This window comes from Providencia sp. PROV076 (assembly GCF_028483405.1).
GTDB classification, from domain to species: Bacteria; Pseudomonadota; Gammaproteobacteria; order Enterobacterales; family Enterobacteriaceae; genus Providencia; species Providencia huaxiensis.
In genome coordinates this window covers 1-20,185 of the sequence record NZ_JAMPRR010000040.1, presented here as the reverse complement: position 1 = coordinate 20,185, position 20,185 = coordinate 1, and the positions used below count along the sequence as shown (strand labels likewise).

Genomic DNA, 20,185 nt, shown 5'->3' with positions numbered 1-20,185 from the left:
CCCAGCTCATTCACAGCGTACAATAGCGACCTATTATTGTGAAAGAGAATCACCATGACAAAAGTAACCTTAATAAGTGGCAGTACAATGGGCAGTGCGGAGTATGTTGCCGAGCACATGGCAGAGATTTTAGAAGAACTCGGTCATGAAACTGAAATTCAACATGGCCCAAAGCTTGATGACTTAACACTTGAAGGCATATGGCTGGTGGTGAGCTCAACACATGGAGCAGGTGATCTCCCTGAAAATATTCAACCTCTTTTTGATTCAATAGAAGAAAGCGCTCCTGATCTAAGCCAAGTTCAATTTGGTTCTGTAGGGATCGGCAGCTCTGAATATGACACTTTCTGTGGAGCGATCCACAAAATAGATGCTTTATTAATCAAGCAAGGGGGTATAAGGATCGGTGAATGTTTGGAAATTGATGTCCAACAACACGAAATACCGGAAGATCCCGCAGGTGAATGGGTTAAAATTTGGGCAAACGAACTCTAGTTTGATTAAAATAACAGCAATCAACTGTGGATAACTCAGGGAAGATCCCGGTATTAACCCGTAGTTATCCAGAGTATAAGTTTTAAGGCTGACAAGGCCTGTGTATAAGTCCCCTTTTTGATCCCAGCTTATACGCAAACGGATCACGGATCATTCACAGTATATGATCCTTTACACTTTTATGATCTTTAAAGTGAAAATCCACTTATCCACAGAAACTCGTGATCCTAATAAAAGATCTAATAAAGAGATCTTTAAATAAAAAGATCTTAATATTATATAAGGGAGAAACCTAAAGCTTGGTCTCTTCCTCAAACTTGAGTAGAATTCTCTCCTCAAATGCACAATCCGCATTTTCTAACGTTTAAGGTTCACACATGTTTTATCCAGAGCAATTTGACGTCATCGTAATTGGTGGTGGTCATGCCGGTACTGAAGCAGCAATGGCAGCTGCACGTATGGGGCGTCAAACCCTATTACTGACTCACAATATTGATACATTGGGCCAGATGTCTTGCAACCCAGCCATCGGTGGGATCGGTAAGGGACATCTGGTTAGAGAAATTGATGCGCTAGGTGGCTTGATGGCCACAGCAACAGACAAAGCAGGTATTCAATTTAGAACATTAAATGCCAGCAAAGGGCCTGCAGTTCGTGCGACTCGAGCACAAGCTGACCGTGTTCTTTATCGCCAAGCTGTCAGAATGGCTTTAGAAAACCAGCCTAACTTAATGATTTTCCAACAACCTGTAGAAGACTTAATTGTTGAAAACAATAGGGTCACAGGGGCTATTACCCGCATGGGCTTAAAATTTAAAGCCAAAGCGGTGGTATTAACCGTTGGTACTTTCCTTGATGGCAAAATTCACATTGGTTTAGAAAATTACAGTGGTGGTCGTGCAGGAGATCCTCCTTCAATTTCACTTTCTCAACGTTTGAGAGAATTACCTTTACGTGTTAATCGTTTAAAAACAGGAACGCCACCACGTATTGATGCAAGAACCATTGATTTCAGTCAGTTAGCTCAACAGCTAGGTGACGACCCAATGCCCGTATTTTCATTTTTAGGTTCACAAGATCAACATCCACAACAGATGCCTTGTCATATCACCTATACCAATGAAAAAACGCATGAAGTGATCAGAAATAATCTGGATCGCAGCCCTATGTACGCAGGCGTGATTGAAGGGATCGGCCCACGTTACTGCCCTTCGATCGAAGATAAAGTCATGCGTTTTGCTGATAAAGACTCACATCAGATCTTCCTAGAACCTGAAGGCCTAACCAGCAATGAAATTTACCCTAACGGGATATCCACCAGCTTGCCATTTGATGTCCAAATGCAAATTGTTCATTCCATGAAAGGAATGGAAAATGCGAGGATCATTCGTCCTGGCTATGCCATTGAATATGATTTCTTTGACCCTAGAGATCTAAAACAGACGCTTGAAAGTAAATTTATTGATGGATTATTCTTTGCTGGCCAAATTAACGGCACTACAGGTTATGAAGAAGCTGGAGCTCAAGGCCTATTAGCAGGCCTTAATGCGGCACAACATGCCTTTGGTTTAGAAGGTTGGTTCCCTCGTCGTGACCAAGCTTATATCGGTGTTCTCGTTGACGATCTTTGTACTTTAGGGACAAAAGAACCTTATCGTATGTTTACCTCACGTGCAGAATACCGTTTGATGCTTCGTGAAGACAATGCGGATTTACGTCTAACAGAAAAAGGCCGAGAGTTAGGTTTAGTTGATGACGTTCGCTGGGCTCATTTTAATAACAAAGTCGAATTGATTGAAAAAGAGCGCCAACGCTTAAAAGATATCTGGGTTCATCCAAAATCAGATAACCATACAGAAATAGATGGAATTTTAACCGTTCCATTATCGAAAGAAGCCAATGGGGAAGATTTACTACGTCGCCCGGAAATGACGTATAAAATGTTAACCTCACTCAACCTTTTTGCTCCAGCTATTGATGATCCTCAAGCCGCGGATCAAGTGGAAATTCAAGTTAAATACGAAGGTTATATTGCCCGCCAAAAAGAAGAAATCGAAAGACAACTGCGTAATGAAAATACGTTGTTGCCTGTTGACCTCGATTACAAACAAGTTAAAGGGTTGTCTAACGAGGTAATGGCGAAACTGAACGACCATAAACCGACATCTATTGGTCAAGCATCACGAATTTCAGGGATCACGCCTGCTGCAATCTCTATTTTACTTGTTTGGTTGAAAAAGCAAGGCATGCTACGCCGGAGCGCTTAACATGGATTTATTATCAAAACTGAATCAATTGCTAGTAAAAACCGATATCAACTTGACGGAAAAGCAAAAACAGCAACTCATTGACTATGTTGGGTTATTAGCGAAATGGAACAAAGCCTATAACCTGACATCGGTACGTGACCCACAACAGATGTTAATCCGCCATATCATGGATAGCATAGTGGTGAACGGTCAACTCATCGGGCAACGTTTTATTGATGTTGGGACGGGCCCTGGTTTACCCGGCGTGCCTTTAGCGATTGTTCGACCTGATTCCCATTTTGTTCTATTGGACAGCTTAGGGAAGCGTGTACGCTTTTTAAAACAGGTTCAACATGAGTTAGGGCTGACTAATATTGAGCCTGTTCAATCACGCGTTGAAGAGTTTCCAGTGGAAAAAAGCTTTGATGGTGTGATTAGCCGCGCATTTGCTTCGTTGAATGACATGTTGAGTTGGTGCCATCATTTACCTTCAGCAGAAGGGCGTTTTTATGCACTCAAAGGTGTCATTCGTGATGATGAAATGGCGCTACCAGACGAGTTTATGATTGAATCGATCACGGAACTTGAAGTGCCCGAACTTGATGAGCAACGTCATTTAGTTAAAATTTCGATGAAATAAAGTTGCTTTCTATCAAATAATTTTATCATTTAGAGCGATAGCTGGACGTTTACAAACGGCCAGCTATTTTTATTCGCCATCAAATAATAAAAATATATATTTTACGTGGTATTTACACGGCAATAACGAATAAGTTGCAAAAATAAGGCATTGAAAGAAAAATACTGGCTAATTGATGATTTTTACTTAATCGATTTAGCAAAAAAATAGTGAATCGAAAAATATTGGATTTACTCTTTCAAAATTTAGCTTAGGAATTAATTTCTTTAATTATTTGATTTACTGGTTAAATCTATTTTTTATTATGAATAAAATTGAAGTAATAAATAAAGTGAATAAAGTTAAATGTGATATATGTCACATTTATATGAATGTATGCAGCAATTCATTAACTATTTATTAAATATTACAGCGACAATTCTGCGCTAACTCGAAAAAATTAAATATTTATTCACCTTTTCGCTACTTACTGATTGAATTCATTTCGCCTGCCCGTATAATTTGCACGTTTTTGTCTCTTGACACATTTACGCAAAGGCAGTTTTATACAACACTTAGCGTTTCTGAGGCTGAGAAGAGCTGGGAGTAAACAAAAGTTATGTCTGTATCCCTTTATGACAACAAGCATGCTGTAAAGCAGTTGTCTGTTCAGTTGATAACTTTTGTGATCCTCAGTGGGGCTTTCTGTGCAAATAGTATAGAATGGGGGGCCTCTGCTCTTGCTGGTGGGTTAGCATGCTGGTTACCAAATATCGTATTTATGCTGCTATCACAATTTCAGAAAGCAAAAGGAGAGGATGAACCTGTCCGCATTGCCTGGTTCTTAGCATTAGGAGCAGGGCTAAAGGTTGTTACAACTATCACTGTCTTAGTTGTTGCTTTCGGTGTGTTCAAAGCGTCATTAACACCACTGGGTTTGACCTATTTAGCGGTGCTAATTGTTCAGATTGTTGCACCAGCCGTTTTTAAACGGTAAGTATTTTTAAACTACAAAAGGGTAAGAGGCATCATGTCTGCATCAGGAGAAGTGATGACTACAGAGGATTACATAGGCCACCATCTGAGAAACCTTCAGTTGGACCTGAGTACCTTTAAGTTGGTCGATCCCCACGCTAGTCCAACATTTTGGACGTTGAACATTGACTCGCTTTTTTTCTCAGTAGTTCTCGGGGCTCTGTTCCTGTGGCTATTTAGAAGAGTTGCAGCCAATGCGACTAGTGGCGTACCCGGTAAGTTACAGACTGCAATAGAACTGATCATTGGTTTCGTTGATAACTCAGTCCGTGATATGTATCACGGTAAGAGCAAAGTTATTGCTCCTTTAGCATTAACAGTGTTCGTCTGGGTATTCTTAATGAACCTGATGGATTTACTACCAATTGATTTCCTTCCGTATATTGCTGAACATTATCTCGGGTTACCTGCATTACGTGCAGTACCAACCGCAGATGTTAGTGTCACATTATCGATGGCTATTGGTGTGTTTATCCTAATCCTCTTCTACAGCATCAAAATGAAAGGAATTGGCGGATTTACAAAAGAGCTCACAATGCAGCCTTTTAACCATCCTGTCTTCATTCCAGTCAACTTGATTCTTGAAGGGGTAAGCCTGCTGTCAAAACCTGTATCACTCGGTCTGCGACTGTTTGGTAACATGTATGCAGGTGAATTGATCTTTATTCTTATCGCGGCTCTGCTTCCGTGGTGGTCACAGTGGTTGTTAAGCCTACCTTGGGCTATCTTCCACATACTGATTATTACGCTACAAGCCTTTATTTTTATGGTTCTAACAGTTGTCTATCTGTCGATGGCATCTGAAGAACACTAATTTAATTTTATCAATAATTGTATTAACTGAAACAAACTGGAGACTGTCATGGAAAACCTGAGTATGGATCTGCTGTACATGGCTGCCGCTGTGATGATGGGCTTAGCGGCGATCGGTGCTGCGATCGGTATCGGCATCCTAGGTGGTAAATTTTTAGAAGGTGCTGCTCGTCAGCCAGATTTAATTCCTCTGCTGCGTACACAGTTCTTTATCGTAATGGGTCTGGTCGATGCTATTCCGATGATTGCTGTTGGTCTGGGCTTGTATGTAATGTTCGCTGTTGCCTAATTAACGTTACGGAACACTGTAAGAACATTAATTCACTAATGAATATGAGGTATTGTCTGTGAATCTAAATGCAACAATCCTCGGCCAGGCTATCGCGTTTGTCCTGTTTGTTTGGTTCTGTATGAAGTATGTATGGCCACCGATTATGGCGGCCATTGAAAAACGTCAAAAAGAAATTGCTGACGGTTTATCTTCCGCAGAACGTGCTAAAAAGAACCTGGAACTGGCGCAAACCGACGCAACCGACCGACTGAAAAAAGCGAAAGCTGAAGCTCAAGTCATCATTGAACAAGCGAATAAACAACGCGTTCAAATGATTGATGAAGCAAAAGCAGAAGCAGAAGCAGAACGTGCAAAAATCGTCGCACAAGCGCAAGCTGAAATTGATGCTGAGCGTAAACGTGCACGTGAAGAGTTACGTAAACAGGTTGCGATGCTTGCTATCGCAGGTGCCGAGAAGATCATCGAACGTTCCGTGGATGAAGCTGCTAACAGCGACATCGTTGATAAACTAGTCGCTGAACTGTAAGGAGGGAGGGGCATGTCTGAAATTGCTACTGTAGCTCGCCCCTACGCCAAAGCAGCTTTTGACTTTGCTGTGGAAAACCAAGCTGTTGCTAAATGGCAGGAAATGCTGGCCTTCACCTCTGAGGTGACGCGCAATGAGCAGGTTGGTGAGCTGCTTTCTGGTTCTATTGCACCAGAAACATTAGCTAAAACGTTTATCTCTGTTTGTGGAGATGAAATTGACGAGCATGTTCAGAATCTGATTCGTGTTATGGCAGATAACGGGCGTTTAACGACGCTACCAGAAGTTTTAACGCAGTTTATCCAATTGCGCGATTCTCTGGAATCAACCATTGAAGTTGATGTTTTATCCGCTAACGAACTGAGTGAACAGCAGTCAGCTAAAATTTCTGCAGCGATGGAAAAACGTCTGTCACGCAAAGTTAAGCTGAATTGCAAAATTGATAAGTCTGTTATTGCTGGAGTGATCATTCGTGCTGGAGACCTCGTCATCGACGGGAGTATCCGCGGTCGCTTAGAGCGTTTAACTGACGTCTTGCAGTCTTAAGGGGACTGGAGCATATGCAACTGAATTCCACCGAAATCAGCGAACTGATCAAACAGCGTATTGCTCAGTTCGATGTTGTGAGTGAAGCTCACAATGAAGGTACGATTGTATCCGTTAATGACGGTATTATTCGTATTCACGGTTTAGCCGAAGTCATGCAGGGTGAGATGATCGCGCTGCCTGGCAACCGTTACGCTATCGCACTGAACTTAGAGCGTGACTCTGTTGGTGCGGTCGTTATGGGTCCTTATGCCGACTTGGCAGAAGGCATGAAAGTTAAATGTACTGGTCGTATTCTTGAAGTTCCAGTAGGCCGTGGCCTGCTAGGACGTGTTGTGAATACACTGGGTCAACCAATTGATGGTAAAGGTCCTGTTGATAACGATGGCTTCTCTCCTGTAGAAGTTATTGCTCCAGGTGTTATCGACCGTCAATCCGTTGATCAACCTGTTCAAACTGGTTATAAATCAGTCGATGCCATGATCCCAATCGGTCGTGGTCAGCGTGAGCTTGTTATCGGTGACCGTCAAACAGGTAAAACTGCTTTGGCAATCGATGCAATCATCAACCAACGCGACTCTGGCATCAAATGTGTTTACGTCGCTATCGGTCAAAAAGCATCAACTGTTGCTAACGTTGTCCGTAAACTTGAAGAACATGGCGCTCTGGAAAACACCATTGTTGTTGTTGCAACTGCATCTGAGTCAGCTGCACTGCAATATCTGTCAGCCTACGCTGGCTGTGCAATGGGCGAATATTTCCGTGACCGCGGTGAAGATGCTCTGATTGTTTATGATGACCTGTCTAAACAGGCTGTTGCGTACCGTCAAATTTCACTGTTACTGCGTCGTCCACCAGGACGTGAAGCATACCCAGGTGATGTTTTCTATCTGCACTCACGTTTGCTTGAGCGTGCTGCTCGTGTTAACGCTGAGTACGTTGAAGCATTCACTAAAGGTGAAGTTAAAGGAAAAACGGGTTCATTGACTGCATTGCCAATCATTGAAACTCAAGGCGGTGACGTTTCTGCATTCGTTCCGACTAACGTAATTTCGATTACAGATGGTCAGATCTTCCTGGAATCTAACCTGTTTAACTCTGGTATTCGTCCAGCGGTTAACCCAGGTATTTCAGTATCTCGTGTTGGTGGTGCTGCTCAGACTAAAATTATCAAGAAATTGTCTGGTGGTATCCGTACAGCACTTGCTCAATATCGTGAACTGGCAGCGTTTGCTCAGTTTGCTTCAGACCTTGATGATGCAACGCGTAAGCAGCTGAGCCACGGTCAGAAAGTAACTGAGTTGCTGAAACAGAAACAGTATGCACCTATGTCAGTAGCAGAGCAGTCACTGTCTCTGTTTGCGGCAGAACGTGGATTCTTGGATGATGTTGAGTTAGCTAAAATTGGTGCGTTTGAAGCTGCTTTAGTTTCTTATGCATTGCGCGAGCATGCTGACCTTATGAACGAAATTGGCCCGGCTGGTAGCTATAACGATGATATCGAAGGCAAGTTGAAAAAACTGCTCGAATCATTTAAAGCAACCCAGTCCTGGTAATACTATTCGGCCCGAGTTTCTAGGGCCGTCTGGTTAATAAGGAGAAGCAGAAATGGCCGGCGCAAAAGAGATACGTTCCAAGATCGCCAGCGTGCAAAACACGCAGAAGATCACTAAAGCGATGGAAATGGTCGCTGCGTCCAAAATGCGTAAAACGCAGGAACGCATGGCGGCCAGCCGTCCTTATGCAGAGACCATGCGCAGTGTAATTGGTCACTTAGCATTAGGTAATCTGGAATATAAACATCCATATCTCGAAGAGCGTGAAGTTAAGCGTGTCGGGTATCTGGTTGTTTCAACAGACCGTGGTCTGTGTGGTGGCTTGAACATTAACTTGTTCAAAAAACTGTTAGCAGAGATGAAGTCGTGGTCTGAGAAAAACGTTCAGGTTGATTTGGCTTTAATCGGTTCTAAAGCGGTATCATTCTTCGGTTCTGTGGGCGGCAATGTCGTGACACAAGTTACCGGAATGGGGGATAACCCAACGCTTTCGGATTTGATTGGTCCAGTTAACACTATGCTACAAGCCTATGATGAAGGGCGTTTGGATAAACTGTATGTGGTGACGAATAAGTTCATCAATACAATGTCTCAGGAGCCAACTATTCTTCAATTGTTACCATTGCCTGCAAGCAATGATGAAACACTGAAGAAGAAGTCTTGGGATTACATTTACGAACCCGATCCAAAGGCGTTGCTGGATACCCTGCTACGTCGTTATATCGAGTCGCAGGTTTATCAGGGCGTCGTTGAAAACCTGGCTAGTGAGCAGGCCGCACGAATGGTAGCGATGAAAGCCGCTACTGATAATGGTGGAAACCTGATCAAAGAGTTGCAGTTGGTTTACAACAAAGCTCGTCAGGCCAGCATTACTCAGGAGCTTACCGAAATCGTTTCGGGTGCTTCCGCGGTTTAACAGCTAGGTTTACGAATTACGTAGAGGATTCAAGATGGCTACTGGAAAGATTATCCAGGTAATCGGCGCCGTTGTGGACGTCGAGTTCCCTCAAGATGACGTACCAAAAGTGTACGACGCTCTTGAGGTTGTTAACGGTAAAGAAACACTGGTGCTGGAAGTTCAGCAACAGTTAGGTGGTGGTGTTGTCCGTTGTATCGCAATGGGTACATCAGATGGCCTGAGCCGTGGTTTAGAAGTTGTAAACTTAGAGCACCCAATTGAAGTACCAGTAGGTAAAGCAACTTTAGGACGTATCATGAACGTTCTGGGTCAGCCTATTGATATGAAAGGTGATATCGGCGAAGAAGAGCGCTGGTCAATTCACCGTGCTGCACCTAGCTACGAAGAGTTAGCTAACTCAACAGAGCTGCTGGAAACCGGTATCAAAGTAATGGACTTAATCTGTCCATTCGCGAAAGGTGGTAAAGTCGGTCTGTTCGGTGGTGCGGGTGTTGGTAAAACAGTAAACATGATGGAACTGATCCGTAACATCGCGATTGAGCACTCAGGTTACTCAGTATTCGCTGGTGTTGGTGAGCGTACTCGTGAAGGGAACGACTTCTATCATGAAATGACTGACTCAAACGTTCTGGATAAAGTATCACTGGTTTATGGCCAGATGAATGAGCCACCAGGAAACCGTCTGCGCGTTGCGTTGACTGGTCTGACTATGGCTGAAAAATTCCGTGACGAAGGTCGTGACGTACTGCTGTTCGTTGACAACATCTATCGTTATACCCTGGCAGGTACTGAGGTATCAGCACTGTTAGGTCGTATGCCTTCAGCGGTAGGTTATCAGCCAACGCTGGCGGAAGAGATGGGTGTTCTGCAAGAACGTATTACCTCAACTCAAACGGGTTCTATCACTTCCGTTCAAGCGGTTTACGTTCCAGCGGATGACTTGACTGACCCATCACCAGCAACCACCTTTGCTCACTTAGACGCAACGGTAGTTCTGAGCCGTCAAATCGCATCTCTGGGTATTTACCCTGCGGTTGACCCTCTGGATTCTACTAGCCGTCAGCTTGACCCACTGGTTGTTGGTCAAGAGCACTATGATGTTGCTCGTGGCGTTCAGTCTATTCTGCAACGTTACCAAGAACTGAAAGATATCATCGCAATCCTGGGTATGGATGAACTGTCTGAAGAAGACAAACTGGTTGTTGCTCGTGCTCGTAAGATCCAGCGCTTCCTGTCTCAACCATTCTTCGTTGCTGAAGTATTTACCGGTTCACCAGGTAAGTTCGTTTCTCTGAAAGACACTATCCGTGGCTTCAGTGGGATCCTGAACGGTGATTACGACCACCTGCCAGAACAAGCGTTCTATATGGTTGGTACCATTGAAGAAGCTGTGGAAAAAGCTAAAAAGCTTTAATCCAGCTGACAGGAGGTTGATATGGTAGCTGCAATGACATACCACCTGACTGTAGTAAGTGCTGAAAAACAAATGTTTGAAGGCATGGTACAGAAAATTCAGGTGACAGGTAGTGAAGGTGAGCTGGGGATTTACCCGCAGCATACCCCGCTGCTGACTGCCATAAAACCGGGCATGGTACGTATTACCAAACAGTTTGGTGAAGAAGAGCTAATTTACCTCTCCGGTGGTATTTTAGAAGTGCAACCAAATGGTGTTATCGTACTCGCTGATACAGCGATCCGTGGTAAAGATTTAGACGAAGCTCGTGCAGTGGAATCTAAACGCAAAGCGGAAGAACACGTCCGTAAAGCTCACGGCGATGTTGATTATGCTCAGGCATCAGCAGAACTTGCAAAAGCAATAGCGAAACTTCGAGTCATCGAGTTAACTAAAAAGCTAATGTAATGATAGCGGTATAGTAAAAAAAGCCAGTTGGTTAAGTCTAACTGGCTTTTTTATTTGAGCGAAATATGTAGTAATTTATAAAGGAAATAGGTTTACTTTCATCCCTAAGTTGGAGTTTCAGGAAAAATGACTGTGCAAAGAAAAAGTGTCGTGATTTTAGCTGCCGGTAAAGGCACACGGATGTATTCAGAGCTACCTAAAGTTTTGCATTTACTTGCAGGCAAACCCATGGTTCAGCATGTTATAGATACAGCAAAATCCATTGGTGCATCAGATATTCATCTGGTATACGGACATGGCGGTGATTTACTGAAAGAAAAACTGGGTGAGCAAAACCTCAACTGGGTATTGCAGGCCGAGCAGCTCGGCACTGGCCATGCGATGCAACAAGCAGCGCCAAGCTTCCAAGACGATGAAAATATTGTCATGTTATATGGCGATGTACCGTTGATAGCGAAAGATACCTTAGATCGCCTAATTGAAGTGAAGCCAGAAGGTGGTATTGGCTTGCTGACGGTTATTTTAGATAACCCAACAGGGTATGGCCGTATCATTCGTGAAAATAATGAAGTTGTAGGTATTATTGAGCAAAAAGATGCCAGCGAAGAGCAACGTAAAATCCAAGAGATTAACACTGGGATTATGGTTGCCAGTGGCAAAGATTTTAAACGTTGGTTGGCACAGCTGAACAACGATAACGCGCAAGGCGAATATTATATTACTGATATTATTGCATTGGCACATAAAGAAGGTAATAAAATTGCAACTGTTCACCCTAAACATTTAAGTGAAATGGAAGGGGTGAATAACCGCCTACAATTGGCTGCGTTAGAAAGGGTTTATCAGAAAGAACAAGCGGAAAAACTGTTATTAGCTGGTGTGATGTTAATTGACCCTGCACGTTTTGACTTGCGCGGAACGCTGACTCATGGGCGCGATATTATTATTGATACTAACGTGATTATTGAAGGTAATGTCACATTAGGGAATAACGTACATATTCAATCTGGCTGTATATTAAAAGACTGTGTAATCGGTGATAACTCGGTTATCAGCCCATATTCAGTGATAGAAAACTCTGAATTGTCAGCCGAATGTACGGTTGGCCCTTTTGCGCGTTTACGTCCAGGTGCTAAATTAGCGGCCAAAGCGCACGTAGGTAACTTTGTAGAAATGAAAAATGCCTCTTTAGGTTTAGGCTCTAAAGCAGGTCATTTAAGTTACCTCGGTGATGCTCAAATTGGTGATAACGTGAATATTGGCGCAGGTACTATTACCTGTAATTATGATGGTGCCAATAAACACAAAACCATTATTGGCGACGATGTATTTGTCGGGTCAGATACTCAGTTAGTTGCACCAGTTTCTGTTGCCAAAGGTGCAACAATAGGGGCTGGCACTACGGTAACACGTGATGTGAATGAAGACGAACTTGTCGTTAGCCGTGTAAAGCAAATGCATATTAAAAACTGGCAGCGTCCAGTTAAGAAAAAATAAGTAAATTTTGAGGAGAGATAGCGATATCTCTCCTATGATAAAAAAGCTAATTAATAGCAAATAATAAAATAGCTACCTAAGGTAGCAATATAAAAATATCCCCATTTTCTACAAGGCTGGGGAACAGTGAAAACTGTACAACAATTAGGTTGCGACAAATGAAGGTTTCTCAAGAAAGAAACCTTTTGTCTAGGGATCCAAAAAATATGTGTGGAATTGTAGGTGCTGTTGCACAACGTGATATCGCAGAAATTCTGTTAGAAGGTCTTCGTCGTCTTGAGTATCGTGGTTATGACTCTGCCGGTATGGCTGTGGTTGATCACGAAGGGCATTTGCAACGCTTACGTGAAGTCGGCAAAGTGCAAATGTTAGCTGAAGAAGCGGAGAAAAACCCGGTATCGGGTGGAACGGGGATTGCACATACCCGTTGGGCAACTCATGGTATTCCAAGTGAACGTAATGCTCATCCGCATACTTCTGGTTACATTGCGGTTGTTCATAACGGCATTATTGAAAACTATTTAGAGCTCAAAGATGAGCTGAAAAAACTCGGTTATATCTTTAGTTCAGAAACTGATACCGAAGTGATTGCTCACCTTGTTCACCATGAACAACAAAAAGGTGGCACGCTGGTGGAAGTGGTTCAACGTGTTATCCCACAATTGCGTGGTGCTTACGGTACCGTGATCATGGATAGCCGTATTCCTGAATTATTAGTTGCTGCACGTTCTGGTAGCCCGTTGGTTATTGGTTTAGGTGTAGGTGAAAATTTCTTAGCATCAGACCAATTAGCATTGTTGCCTGTGACTCGTCGCTTTATTTACCTCGAAGAAGGGGATGTTGCCGAAGTCACTCGTCGTACTGTTCATATTTTTGATAAAAATGGTGAAGCGGTCGATCGCGAACAAATTGAATCAAACGTTCAATATGATGCAGGCGATAAAGGCGTCTATCGCCATTACATGCAAAAAGAAATTTACGAACAACCAATGGCAATTAAAAACACCCTTGAAGGGCGTTTTGACAAAGACAATGGTATCGATTTAAGCGAGTTAGGCCCTCGTGCGAGTGAAATTTTATCTCAAGTTGAACATATTCAAATCGTCGCATGCGGGACATCCTACAATGCGGGAATGGTTGCACGTTATTGGTTTGAATCTTTGGCTGGTATTCCTTGTGATGTGGAAATTGCTTCTGAGTATCGCTACCGCAACCCTGCTCACCGTAAAAACAGCCTGATGATTACGTTGTCTCAATCAGGTGAAACCGCAGATACACTGGCAGCCCTGCGTTTATCAAAAGAATTAGGTTATCTGACTTCTTTAGCAGTGTGTAACGTGGCGGGCTCTTCTCTAGTACGTGAATCTGAATTTGCTTTAATGACCAAAGCAGGGGCAGAAATTGGTGTCGCATCGACTAAAGCGTTTACCACACAGTTAACGGTTTTACTGATGCTAGTTGCGTATATGGGTCGTTTGAAGGGGGCAAAACCTGAGTTAGAAGAAAGCATTTCCCATGCATTACATGCGCTTCCAGCTCGTATTGAAAGCATGTTATCGCAAGATAAAGTCATCGAAGCACTGGCTGAAGATTTCTCAGATAAACACCACGCATTGTTCTTAGGTCGTGGTGATCAATTCCCTATTGCAGTTGAAGGGGCTCTGAAATTAAAAGAGATTTCTTACATTCACGCAGAAGCGTATGCCGCGGGTGAGTTAAAGCACGGCCCATTAGCGCTAATTGATGCTGATATGCCTGTTATCATCGTTGCACCTAACAATGAACTGTTAGAAAAACTCAAATCGAACATTGAGGAAGTCCGTGCGCGTGGTGGTTTGCTGTATGTATTTGCTGACCAAGATGCAGGCTTTGAAGCGAGTGAAAACATGAAAATTGTTTCGTTGCCTCATGTTGAAGAGTTAATTGCGCCTATTTTCTACACTGTACCACTGCAATTGTTGTCTTATCACGTTGCATTGATTAAAGGCACAGACGTTGACCAGCCTCGTAACTTGGCGAAATCGGTGACAGTTGAGTAATGACATACTGATTTAATATTGATGTGTGGGCGGACAATAAAGTCTTAAACTGAACAAAATAGATCTAAACTATGACAATAAAGTCTTAAACTAGACAGAATAGTTGTAAACTGAAATCAGTCCAGTTATGCTGTGAAAAAGCATACTGGACTTTTGTTATGGCTAAAGCAAACTCTTCATTTTCTGAAGTGCAAATTGCCCGTCGTATTAAAGAGGGGCGTGGCCAAGGGCATGGTAAAGACTATATTCCATGGCTAACAGTACAAGAAGTTCCTTCTTCAGGTCGTTCCCACCGTATTTATTCTCATAAGACGGGACGAGTCCATCATTTGCTATCTGACTTAGAGCTTGCTGTTTTTCTCAGTCTTGAGTGGGAGAGCAGCGTGCTAGATATACGCGAGCAGTTCCCCTTATTACCTAGTGATACCAGGCAGATTGCAATAGATAGTGGTATTAAGCATCCTGTTATTCGTGGTGTAGATCAGGTTATGTCTACTGATTTTTTAGTGGACTGCAAAGATGGTCCTTTTGAGCAGTTTGCTATTCAAGTCAAACCTGCAGCAGCCTTACAAGACGAGCGTACCTTAGAAAAACTAGAACTAGAGCGTCGCTATTGGCAGCAAAAGCAAATTCCTTGGTTCATTTTTACTGATAAAGAAATAAATCCCGTAGTAAAAGAAAATATTGAATGGCTTTATTCAGTGAAAACAGAAGAAGTTTCTGCGGAGCTTTTAGCACAACTATCCCCATTGGCCCATATCCTGCAAGAAAAAGGAGATGAAAACATTATCAATGTCTGTAAGCAGGTTGATATTGCTTATGATTTGGAGTTAGGCAAAACATTGAGTGAGATACGAGCCTTAACCGCAAATGGTTTTATTAAGTTCAATATTTATAAGTCTTTCAGGGCAAATAAGTGTGCAGATCTCTGTATTAGCCAAGTAGTGAATATGGAGGAGTTGCGCTATGTGGCAAATTAATGAGGTTGTGCTATTTGATAATGATCCGTATCGCATTTTGGCTATAGAGGATGGCCAAGTTGTCTGGATGCAAATAAGCGCTGATAAAGGAGTTCCACAAGCTAGGGCTGAGTTGTTGCTAATGCAGTATTTAGATGAAGGCCGCTTAGTTAGAACTGATGACCCTTATGTACATCTTGATTTAGAAGAGCCGTCTGTAGATTCTGTCAGCTTCCAGAAGCGCGAGGAGGATTATCGAAAAATTCTTCCTATTATTAATAGTAAGGATCGTTTCGACCCTAAAGTCAGAAGCGAACTCGTTGAGCATGTGGTCCAAGAACATAAGGTTACTAAGGCTACAGTTTATAAGTTGTTACGCCGTTACTGGCAGCGTGGTCAAACGCCTAATGCATTAATTCCTGACTACAAAAACAGCGGTGCACCAGGGGAAAGACGTTCAGCGACAGGAACAGCAAAGATTGGCCGAGCCAGAGAATATGGTAAGGGTGAAGGAACCAAGGTAACGCCCGAGATTGAACGCCTTTTTAGGTTGACCATAGAAAAGCACCTGTTAAATCAAAAAGGTACAAAGACCACCGTTGCCTATAGACGATTTGTGGACTTGTTTGCTCAGTATTTTCCTCGCATTCCCCAAGAGGATTACCCAACATTACGTCAGTTTCGTTATTTTTATGATCGAGAATACCCTAAAGCTCAGCGCTTAAAGTCTAGAGTTAAAGCAGGGGTATATAAAAAAGACGTACGACCCTTAAGTAGTACAGCCACTTCTCAGGCGTTAGGCCCTGGGAGTCGTTATGAGATTGATGCCACGATTGCTGATATTTATTTAGTGGATCATCATGATCGCCAAAAAATCATAGGAAGACCAACGCTTTACATTGTGATTGATGTGTTTAGTCGGATGATCACGGGCTTTTATATCGGCTTTGAAAATCCGTCTTATGTGGTGGCGATGCAGGCTTTTGTAAATGCTTGCTCTGACAAAACGGCCATTTGTGCCCAGCATGATATTGAGATTAGTAGCTCAGACTGGCCGTGTGTAGGTTTGCCAGATGTGTTGCTAGCGGACCGTGGCGAATTAATGAGTCATCAGGTCGAAGCCTTAGTTTCTAGTTTTAATGTGCGAGTGGAAAGTGCTCCACCTAGACGTGGCGATGCTAAAGGCATAGTGGAAAGCACTTTTAGAACACTACAAGCCGAGTTTAAGTCCTTTGCACCTGGCATTGTAGAGGGCAGTCGGATCAAAAGCCATGGTGAAACAGACTATAGGTTAGATGCATCTCTGTCGGTATTTGAGTTCACACAAATTATTTTGCGTACGATCTTATTCAGAAATAACCATCTGGTGATGGATAAATACGATCGAGATGCTGATTTTCCTACAGATTTACCGTCTATTCCTGTCCAGCTATGGCAATGGGGTATGCAGCATCGTACAGGTAGTTTAAGGGCTGTGGAGCAAGAGCAGTTGCGAGTAGCGTTACTGCCTCGCCGAAAGGTCTCTATTTCTTCATTTGGCGTTAATTTGTGGGGTTTGTATTACTCGGGGTCAGAGATTCTGCGTGAGGGTTGGTTGCAGCGGAGCACTGATATAGCTAGACCTCAACATTTAGAAGCGGCTTATGACCCAGTGCTGGTTGATACGATTTATTTGTTTCCGCAAGTTGGCAGCCGTGTATTTTGGCGCTGTAATCTGACGGAACGTAGTCGGCAGTTTAAAGGTCTCTCATTTTGGGAGGTTTGGGATATACAAGCACAAGAAAAACACAATAAAGCCAATGCGAAGCAGGATGAGTTAACTAAACGCAGGGAGCTTGAGGCGTTTATTCAGCAAACCATTCAGAAAGCGAATAAGTTAACGCCCAGTACTACTGAGCCCAAATCAACACGCATTAAGCAGATTAAAACTAATAAAAAAGAAGCCGTGACCTCGGAGCGTAAAAAACGTGCGGAGCATTTGAAGCCAAGCTCTTCAGGTGATGAGGCTAAAGTTATTCCTTTCAACGCAGTGGAAGCGGATGATCAAGAAGATTACAGCCTACCCACATACGTGCCTGAATTATTTCAGGATCCACCAGAAAAGGATGAGTCATGAGTGCTACCCGGATTCAAGCAGTTTATCGTGATACGGGGGTAGAGGCTTATCGTGATAATCCTTTTATCGAGGCCTTACCACCATTACAAGAGTCAGTGAATAGTGCTGCATCACTGAAATCCTCTTTACAGCTTACTTCCTCTGACTTGCAAAAGTCCCGTGTTATCAGAGCTCATACCATTTGTCGTATTCCAGATGACTATTTTCAGCCATTAGGTACGCATTTGCTACTAAGTGAGCGTATTTCGGTCATGATTCGAGGTGGCTACGTAGGCAGAAATCCTAAAACAGGAGATTTACAAAAGCATTTACAAAATGGTTATGAGCGTGTTCAAACGGGAGAGTTGGAGACATTTCGCTTTGAGGAGGCACGATCTACGGCACAAAGCTTATTGTTAATTGGTTGTTCTGGTAGTGGGAAGACGACCTCTCTTCATCGTATTCTAGCCACGTATCCTCAGGTGATTTACCATCGTGAACTCAATGTAGAGCAGGTGGTGTATTTGAAAATAGACTGCTCGCATAATGGTTCGCTAAAAGAAATCTGCTTGAATTTTTTCAGAGCGTTGGATCGAGCCTTGGGCTCGAACTATGAGCGTCGTTATGGCTTAAAACGTCATGGTATAGAAACCATGTTGGCTTTGATGTCGCAAATAGCCAATGCACATGCTTTAGGGTTGTTGGTTATTGATGAAATTCAGCATTTAAGCCGCTCTCGTTCGGGTGGATCTCAAGAGATGCTGAACTTTTTTGTGACGATGGTGAATATTATTGGCGTACCAGTGATGTTGATTGGTACCCCTAAAGCACGAGAGATTTTTGAGGCTGATTTGCGGTCTGCACGTAGAGGGGCAGGGTTTGGAGCTATATTCTGGGATCCTATACAACAAACGCAACGTGGAAAGCCCAATCAAGAGTGGATCGCTTTTACGGATAATCTTTGGCAATTACAGCTTTTACAACGCAAAGATGCGCTGTTATCGGATGAGGTCCGTGATGTGTGGTATGAGCTAAGCCAAGGAGTGATGGACATTGTAGTAAAACTTTTTGTACTCGCTCAGCTCCGTGCGCTAGCTTTAGGCAATGAGCGTATTACCGCTGGTTTATTGCGGCAAGTGTATCAAGATGAGTTAAAGCCTGTGCACCCCATGCTAGAGGCATTACGCTCGGGTATCCCAGAACGCATTGCTCGTTATTCTGATCTAGTCGTTCCCGAGATTGATAAACGGTTAATCCAACTTCAGCTAGATATCGCAGCGATACAAGAACAAACACCAGAAGAAAAAGCCCTTCAAGAGTTAGATACCGAAGATCAGCGTCATTTATATCTGATGCTGAAAGAGGATTACGATTCAAGCCTGTTAATTCCCACTATTAAAAAAGCGTTTAGCCAGAATCCAACGATGACAAGACAAAAGTTACTGCCTCTTGTTTTGCAGTGGTTGATGGAAGGCGAAACGGTAGTGTCAGAACTAGAAAAGCCCTCCAAGAGTAAAAAGGTTTCGGCTATAAAGGTAGTCAAGCCCAGCGACTGGGATAGCTTGCCTGATACGGATTTACGTTATATCTATTCACAACGCCAACCTGAAAAAACCATGCATGAACGGTTAAAAGGGAAAGGGGTAATAGTGGATATGGCGAGCTTATTTAAACAAGCAGGTTAGCCATGAGAAACTTTCCTGTTCCGTACTCGAATGAGCTGATTTATAGCACTATTGCACGGGCAGGCGTTTATCAAGGGATTGTTAGTCCTAAGCAGCTGTTGGATGAGGTGTATGGCAACCGCAAGGTGGTCGCTACCTTAGGTCTGCCCTCGCATTTAGGTGTGATAGCAAGACATCTACATCAAACAGGACGTTACGCTGTTCAGCAGCTTATTTATGAGCATACCTTATTCCCTTTATATGCTCCGTTTGTAGGCAAGGAGCGCCGAGACGAAGCTATTCGGTTAATGGAGTACCAAGCGCAAGGTGCGGTGCATTTAATGCTAGGAGTCGCTGCTTCTAGAGTTAAGAGCGATAACCGCTTTAGATACTGCCCTGATTGCGTTGCTCTTCAGCTAAATAGGTATGGGGAAGCCTTTTGGCAACGAGATTGGTATTTGCCCGCTTTGCCATATTGTCCAAAACACGGTGCTTTAGTCTTCTTTGATAGAGCTGTAGATGATCACCGACATCAATTTTGGGCTTTGGGTCATACTGAGCTGCTTTCAGACTACCCCAAAGACTCCCTATCTCAATTAACAGCACTAGCTGCTTATATAGCCCCTCTGTTAGATGCTCCACGAGCGCAAGAGCTTTCCCCAAGCCTTGAGCAGTGGACGCTGTTTTATCAGCGCTTAGCGCAGGATCTAGGGCTAACCAAAAGCAAGCACATTCGTCATGACTTGGTGGCGGAGAGAGTGAGGCAGACTTTTAGTGATGAGGCACTAGAGAAACTGGATTTAAAGTTGGCAGAGAACAAGGACACGTGTTGGCTGAAAAGTATATTCCGTAAGCATAGAAAAGCCTTTAGTTATTTACAGCATAGTATTGTGTGGCAAGCCTTATTGCCAAAACTAACGGTTATAGAAGCGCTACAGCAGGCAAGTGCTCTTACTGAGCACTCTATAACGACAAGACCTGTTAGCCAGTCTGTGCAACCTAACTCTGAAGATTTATCTG

Annotated in this window: 18 protein-coding genes; all 18 read left to right on the top strand. The window is 43.2% G+C overall.

Translation table 11 applies throughout. The features are described from left to right. Positions 1-54 precede the first annotated feature (54 nt). The gene (gene mioC / locus PSF67_RS20500) at positions 55-495 is read left to right on the top strand and encodes an FMN-binding protein MioC (protein WP_206276947.1); all 441 of its coding nucleotides are present in this window, start codon (positions 55-57) and stop codon (positions 493-495) included. A gap of 377 nt (positions 496-872) precedes the next feature. Then, positions 873-2,762 carry a tRNA uridine-5-carboxymethylaminomethyl(34) synthesis enzyme MnmG gene (gene mnmG, locus PSF67_RS20495; RefSeq protein ID WP_102140426.1) on the top strand — a complete coding sequence of 630 codons (1,890 nt, stop codon included), beginning with the start codon at positions 873-875 and terminating at the stop codon, positions 2,760-2,762. A 1-nt stretch (position 2,763) separates the two neighbouring features. Beyond that, a complete protein-coding gene (rsmG, locus tag PSF67_RS20490; RefSeq protein WP_102140425.1) occupies positions 2,764-3,384 on the top strand; it encodes a 16S rRNA (guanine(527)-N(7))-methyltransferase RsmG in 621 nt (206 codons plus the stop codon). 598 nt (positions 3,385-3,982) lie between these two features. Further along, the gene (gene atpI, locus PSF67_RS20485) at positions 3,983-4,360 is read left to right on the top strand and encodes a F0F1 ATP synthase subunit I (protein WP_102140424.1); all 378 of its coding nucleotides are present in this window, start codon (positions 3,983-3,985) and stop codon (positions 4,358-4,360) included. A gap of 33 nt (positions 4,361-4,393) precedes the next feature. After that, on the top strand, positions 4,394-5,212 hold the full coding sequence (gene atpB / locus PSF67_RS20480; RefSeq protein ID WP_042846803.1) for a F0F1 ATP synthase subunit A: 819 nt from the start codon (positions 4,394-4,396) through the stop codon (positions 5,210-5,212). A gap of 48 nt (positions 5,213-5,260) precedes the next feature. Then, the gene (gene atpE, locus PSF67_RS20475) at positions 5,261-5,500 is read left to right on the top strand and encodes a F0F1 ATP synthase subunit C (protein ID WP_004093904.1); all 240 of its coding nucleotides are present in this window, start codon (positions 5,261-5,263) and stop codon (positions 5,498-5,500) included. Positions 5,501-5,558: 58 nt separating this feature from the next. Next, positions 5,559-6,029: a F0F1 ATP synthase subunit B gene (gene atpF, locus PSF67_RS20470; protein WP_004906301.1), complete on the top strand. Its 471-nt coding sequence runs from the start codon at positions 5,559-5,561 to the stop codon at positions 6,027-6,029. Between the two features lie 12 nt (positions 6,030-6,041). After that, positions 6,042-6,575, top strand: coding sequence for a F0F1 ATP synthase subunit delta (gene atpH, locus PSF67_RS20465; protein ID WP_102140423.1), 534 nt, complete (start codon positions 6,042-6,044; stop codon positions 6,573-6,575). A 14-nt stretch (positions 6,576-6,589) separates the two neighbouring features. Next, positions 6,590-8,131, top strand: coding sequence for a F0F1 ATP synthase subunit alpha (atpA, locus tag PSF67_RS20460; RefSeq protein WP_102140422.1), 1,542 nt, complete (start codon positions 6,590-6,592; stop codon positions 8,129-8,131). 52 nt (positions 8,132-8,183) lie between these two features. After that, on the top strand, positions 8,184-9,047 hold the full coding sequence (gene atpG / locus PSF67_RS20455) for a F0F1 ATP synthase subunit gamma (RefSeq protein ID WP_102140421.1): 864 nt from the start codon (positions 8,184-8,186) through the stop codon (positions 9,045-9,047). A gap of 34 nt (positions 9,048-9,081) precedes the next feature. Then, positions 9,082-10,464, top strand: a complete 1,383-nt coding sequence (gene atpD / locus PSF67_RS20450; RefSeq protein WP_102140420.1) for a F0F1 ATP synthase subunit beta — start codon at positions 9,082-9,084, stop codon at positions 10,462-10,464. Between the two features lie 21 nt (positions 10,465-10,485). After that, positions 10,486-10,911, top strand: coding sequence for a F0F1 ATP synthase subunit epsilon (locus tag PSF67_RS20445; protein WP_004906291.1), 426 nt, complete (start codon positions 10,486-10,488; stop codon positions 10,909-10,911). A 126-nt stretch (positions 10,912-11,037) separates the two neighbouring features. Continuing rightward, complete coding sequence (gene glmU, locus PSF67_RS20440; RefSeq protein ID WP_166268161.1) at positions 11,038-12,408, top strand: bifunctional UDP-N-acetylglucosamine diphosphorylase/glucosamine-1-phosphate N-acetyltransferase GlmU; 1,371 nt, start codon at positions 11,038-11,040, stop codon at positions 12,406-12,408. A 206-nt stretch (positions 12,409-12,614) separates the two neighbouring features. Beyond that, complete coding sequence (gene glmS / locus PSF67_RS20435) at positions 12,615-14,447, top strand: glutamine--fructose-6-phosphate transaminase (isomerizing) (protein ID WP_181489996.1); 1,833 nt, start codon at positions 12,615-12,617, stop codon at positions 14,445-14,447. A 158-nt stretch (positions 14,448-14,605) separates the two neighbouring features. Continuing rightward, positions 14,606-15,427, top strand: coding sequence for a TnsA endonuclease N-terminal domain-containing protein (locus PSF67_RS20430; protein ID WP_001029679.1), 822 nt, complete (start codon positions 14,606-14,608; stop codon positions 15,425-15,427). Between the two features lie 67 nt (positions 15,428-15,494). Beyond that, a complete protein-coding gene (locus tag PSF67_RS20425) occupies positions 15,495-17,522 on the top strand; it encodes an integrase catalytic domain-containing protein (RefSeq protein WP_064753667.1) in 2,028 nt (675 codons plus the stop codon). Continuing rightward, complete coding sequence (locus PSF67_RS20420) at positions 17,519-19,186, top strand: AAA family ATPase (protein ID WP_001276994.1); 1,668 nt, start codon at positions 17,519-17,521, stop codon at positions 19,184-19,186. The genes PSF67_RS20425 and PSF67_RS20420 overlap by 4 nt, the downstream gene beginning before the upstream one ends. A gap of 2 nt (positions 19,187-19,188) precedes the next feature. Continuing rightward, positions 19,189-20,185 (top strand): TnsD family Tn7-like transposition protein (locus tag PSF67_RS20415; RefSeq protein ID WP_272677554.1); only part of this gene is annotated, 997 nt, incomplete at its 3' end.

What these genes read in the sequence shown, in the direction of transcription:
- atpH (WP_102140423.1), top strand. Translation starts at nt 6,042, where the DNA reads ATGTCTGAAATTGCTACTGTAGCTCGCCCCTACGCCAAAGCAGCTTTT.
- atpA (WP_102140422.1), top strand. Translation starts at nt 6,590, where the DNA reads ATGCAACTGAATTCCACCGAAATCAGCGAACTGATCAAACAGCGTATT.
- glmS (WP_181489996.1), top strand. Translation starts at nt 12,615, where the DNA reads ATGTGTGGAATTGTAGGTGCTGTTGCACAACGTGATATCGCAGAAATT.
- atpE (WP_004093904.1), top strand. Translation starts at nt 5,261, where the DNA reads ATGGAAAACCTGAGTATGGATCTGCTGTACATGGCTGCCGCTGTGATG.
- PSF67_RS20425 (WP_064753667.1), top strand. Translation starts at nt 15,495, where the DNA reads ATGCAAATAAGCGCTGATAAAGGAGTTCCACAAGCTAGGGCTGAGTTG.
- mioC (WP_206276947.1), top strand. Translation starts at nt 55, where the DNA reads ATGACAAAAGTAACCTTAATAAGTGGCAGTACAATGGGCAGTGCGGAG.
- atpG (WP_102140421.1), top strand. Translation starts at nt 8,184, where the DNA reads ATGGCCGGCGCAAAAGAGATACGTTCCAAGATCGCCAGCGTGCAAAAC.
- PSF67_RS20420 (WP_001276994.1), top strand. Translation starts at nt 17,519, where the DNA reads ATGAGTGCTACCCGGATTCAAGCAGTTTATCGTGATACGGGGGTAGAG.
- rsmG (WP_102140425.1), top strand. Translation starts at nt 2,764, where the DNA reads ATGGATTTATTATCAAAACTGAATCAATTGCTAGTAAAAACCGATATC.
- glmU (WP_166268161.1), top strand. Translation starts at nt 11,038, where the DNA reads ATGACTGTGCAAAGAAAAAGTGTCGTGATTTTAGCTGCCGGTAAAGGC.
- atpB (WP_042846803.1), top strand. Translation starts at nt 4,394, where the DNA reads ATGTCTGCATCAGGAGAAGTGATGACTACAGAGGATTACATAGGCCAC.
- atpD (WP_102140420.1), top strand. Translation starts at nt 9,082, where the DNA reads ATGGCTACTGGAAAGATTATCCAGGTAATCGGCGCCGTTGTGGACGTC.
- PSF67_RS20430 (WP_001029679.1), top strand. Translation starts at nt 14,606, where the DNA reads ATGGCTAAAGCAAACTCTTCATTTTCTGAAGTGCAAATTGCCCGTCGT.
- atpI (WP_102140424.1), top strand. Translation starts at nt 3,983, where the DNA reads ATGTCTGTATCCCTTTATGACAACAAGCATGCTGTAAAGCAGTTGTCT.
- PSF67_RS20445 (WP_004906291.1), top strand. Translation starts at nt 10,486, where the DNA reads ATGGTAGCTGCAATGACATACCACCTGACTGTAGTAAGTGCTGAAAAA.
- mnmG (WP_102140426.1), top strand. Translation starts at nt 873, where the DNA reads ATGTTTTATCCAGAGCAATTTGACGTCATCGTAATTGGTGGTGGTCAT.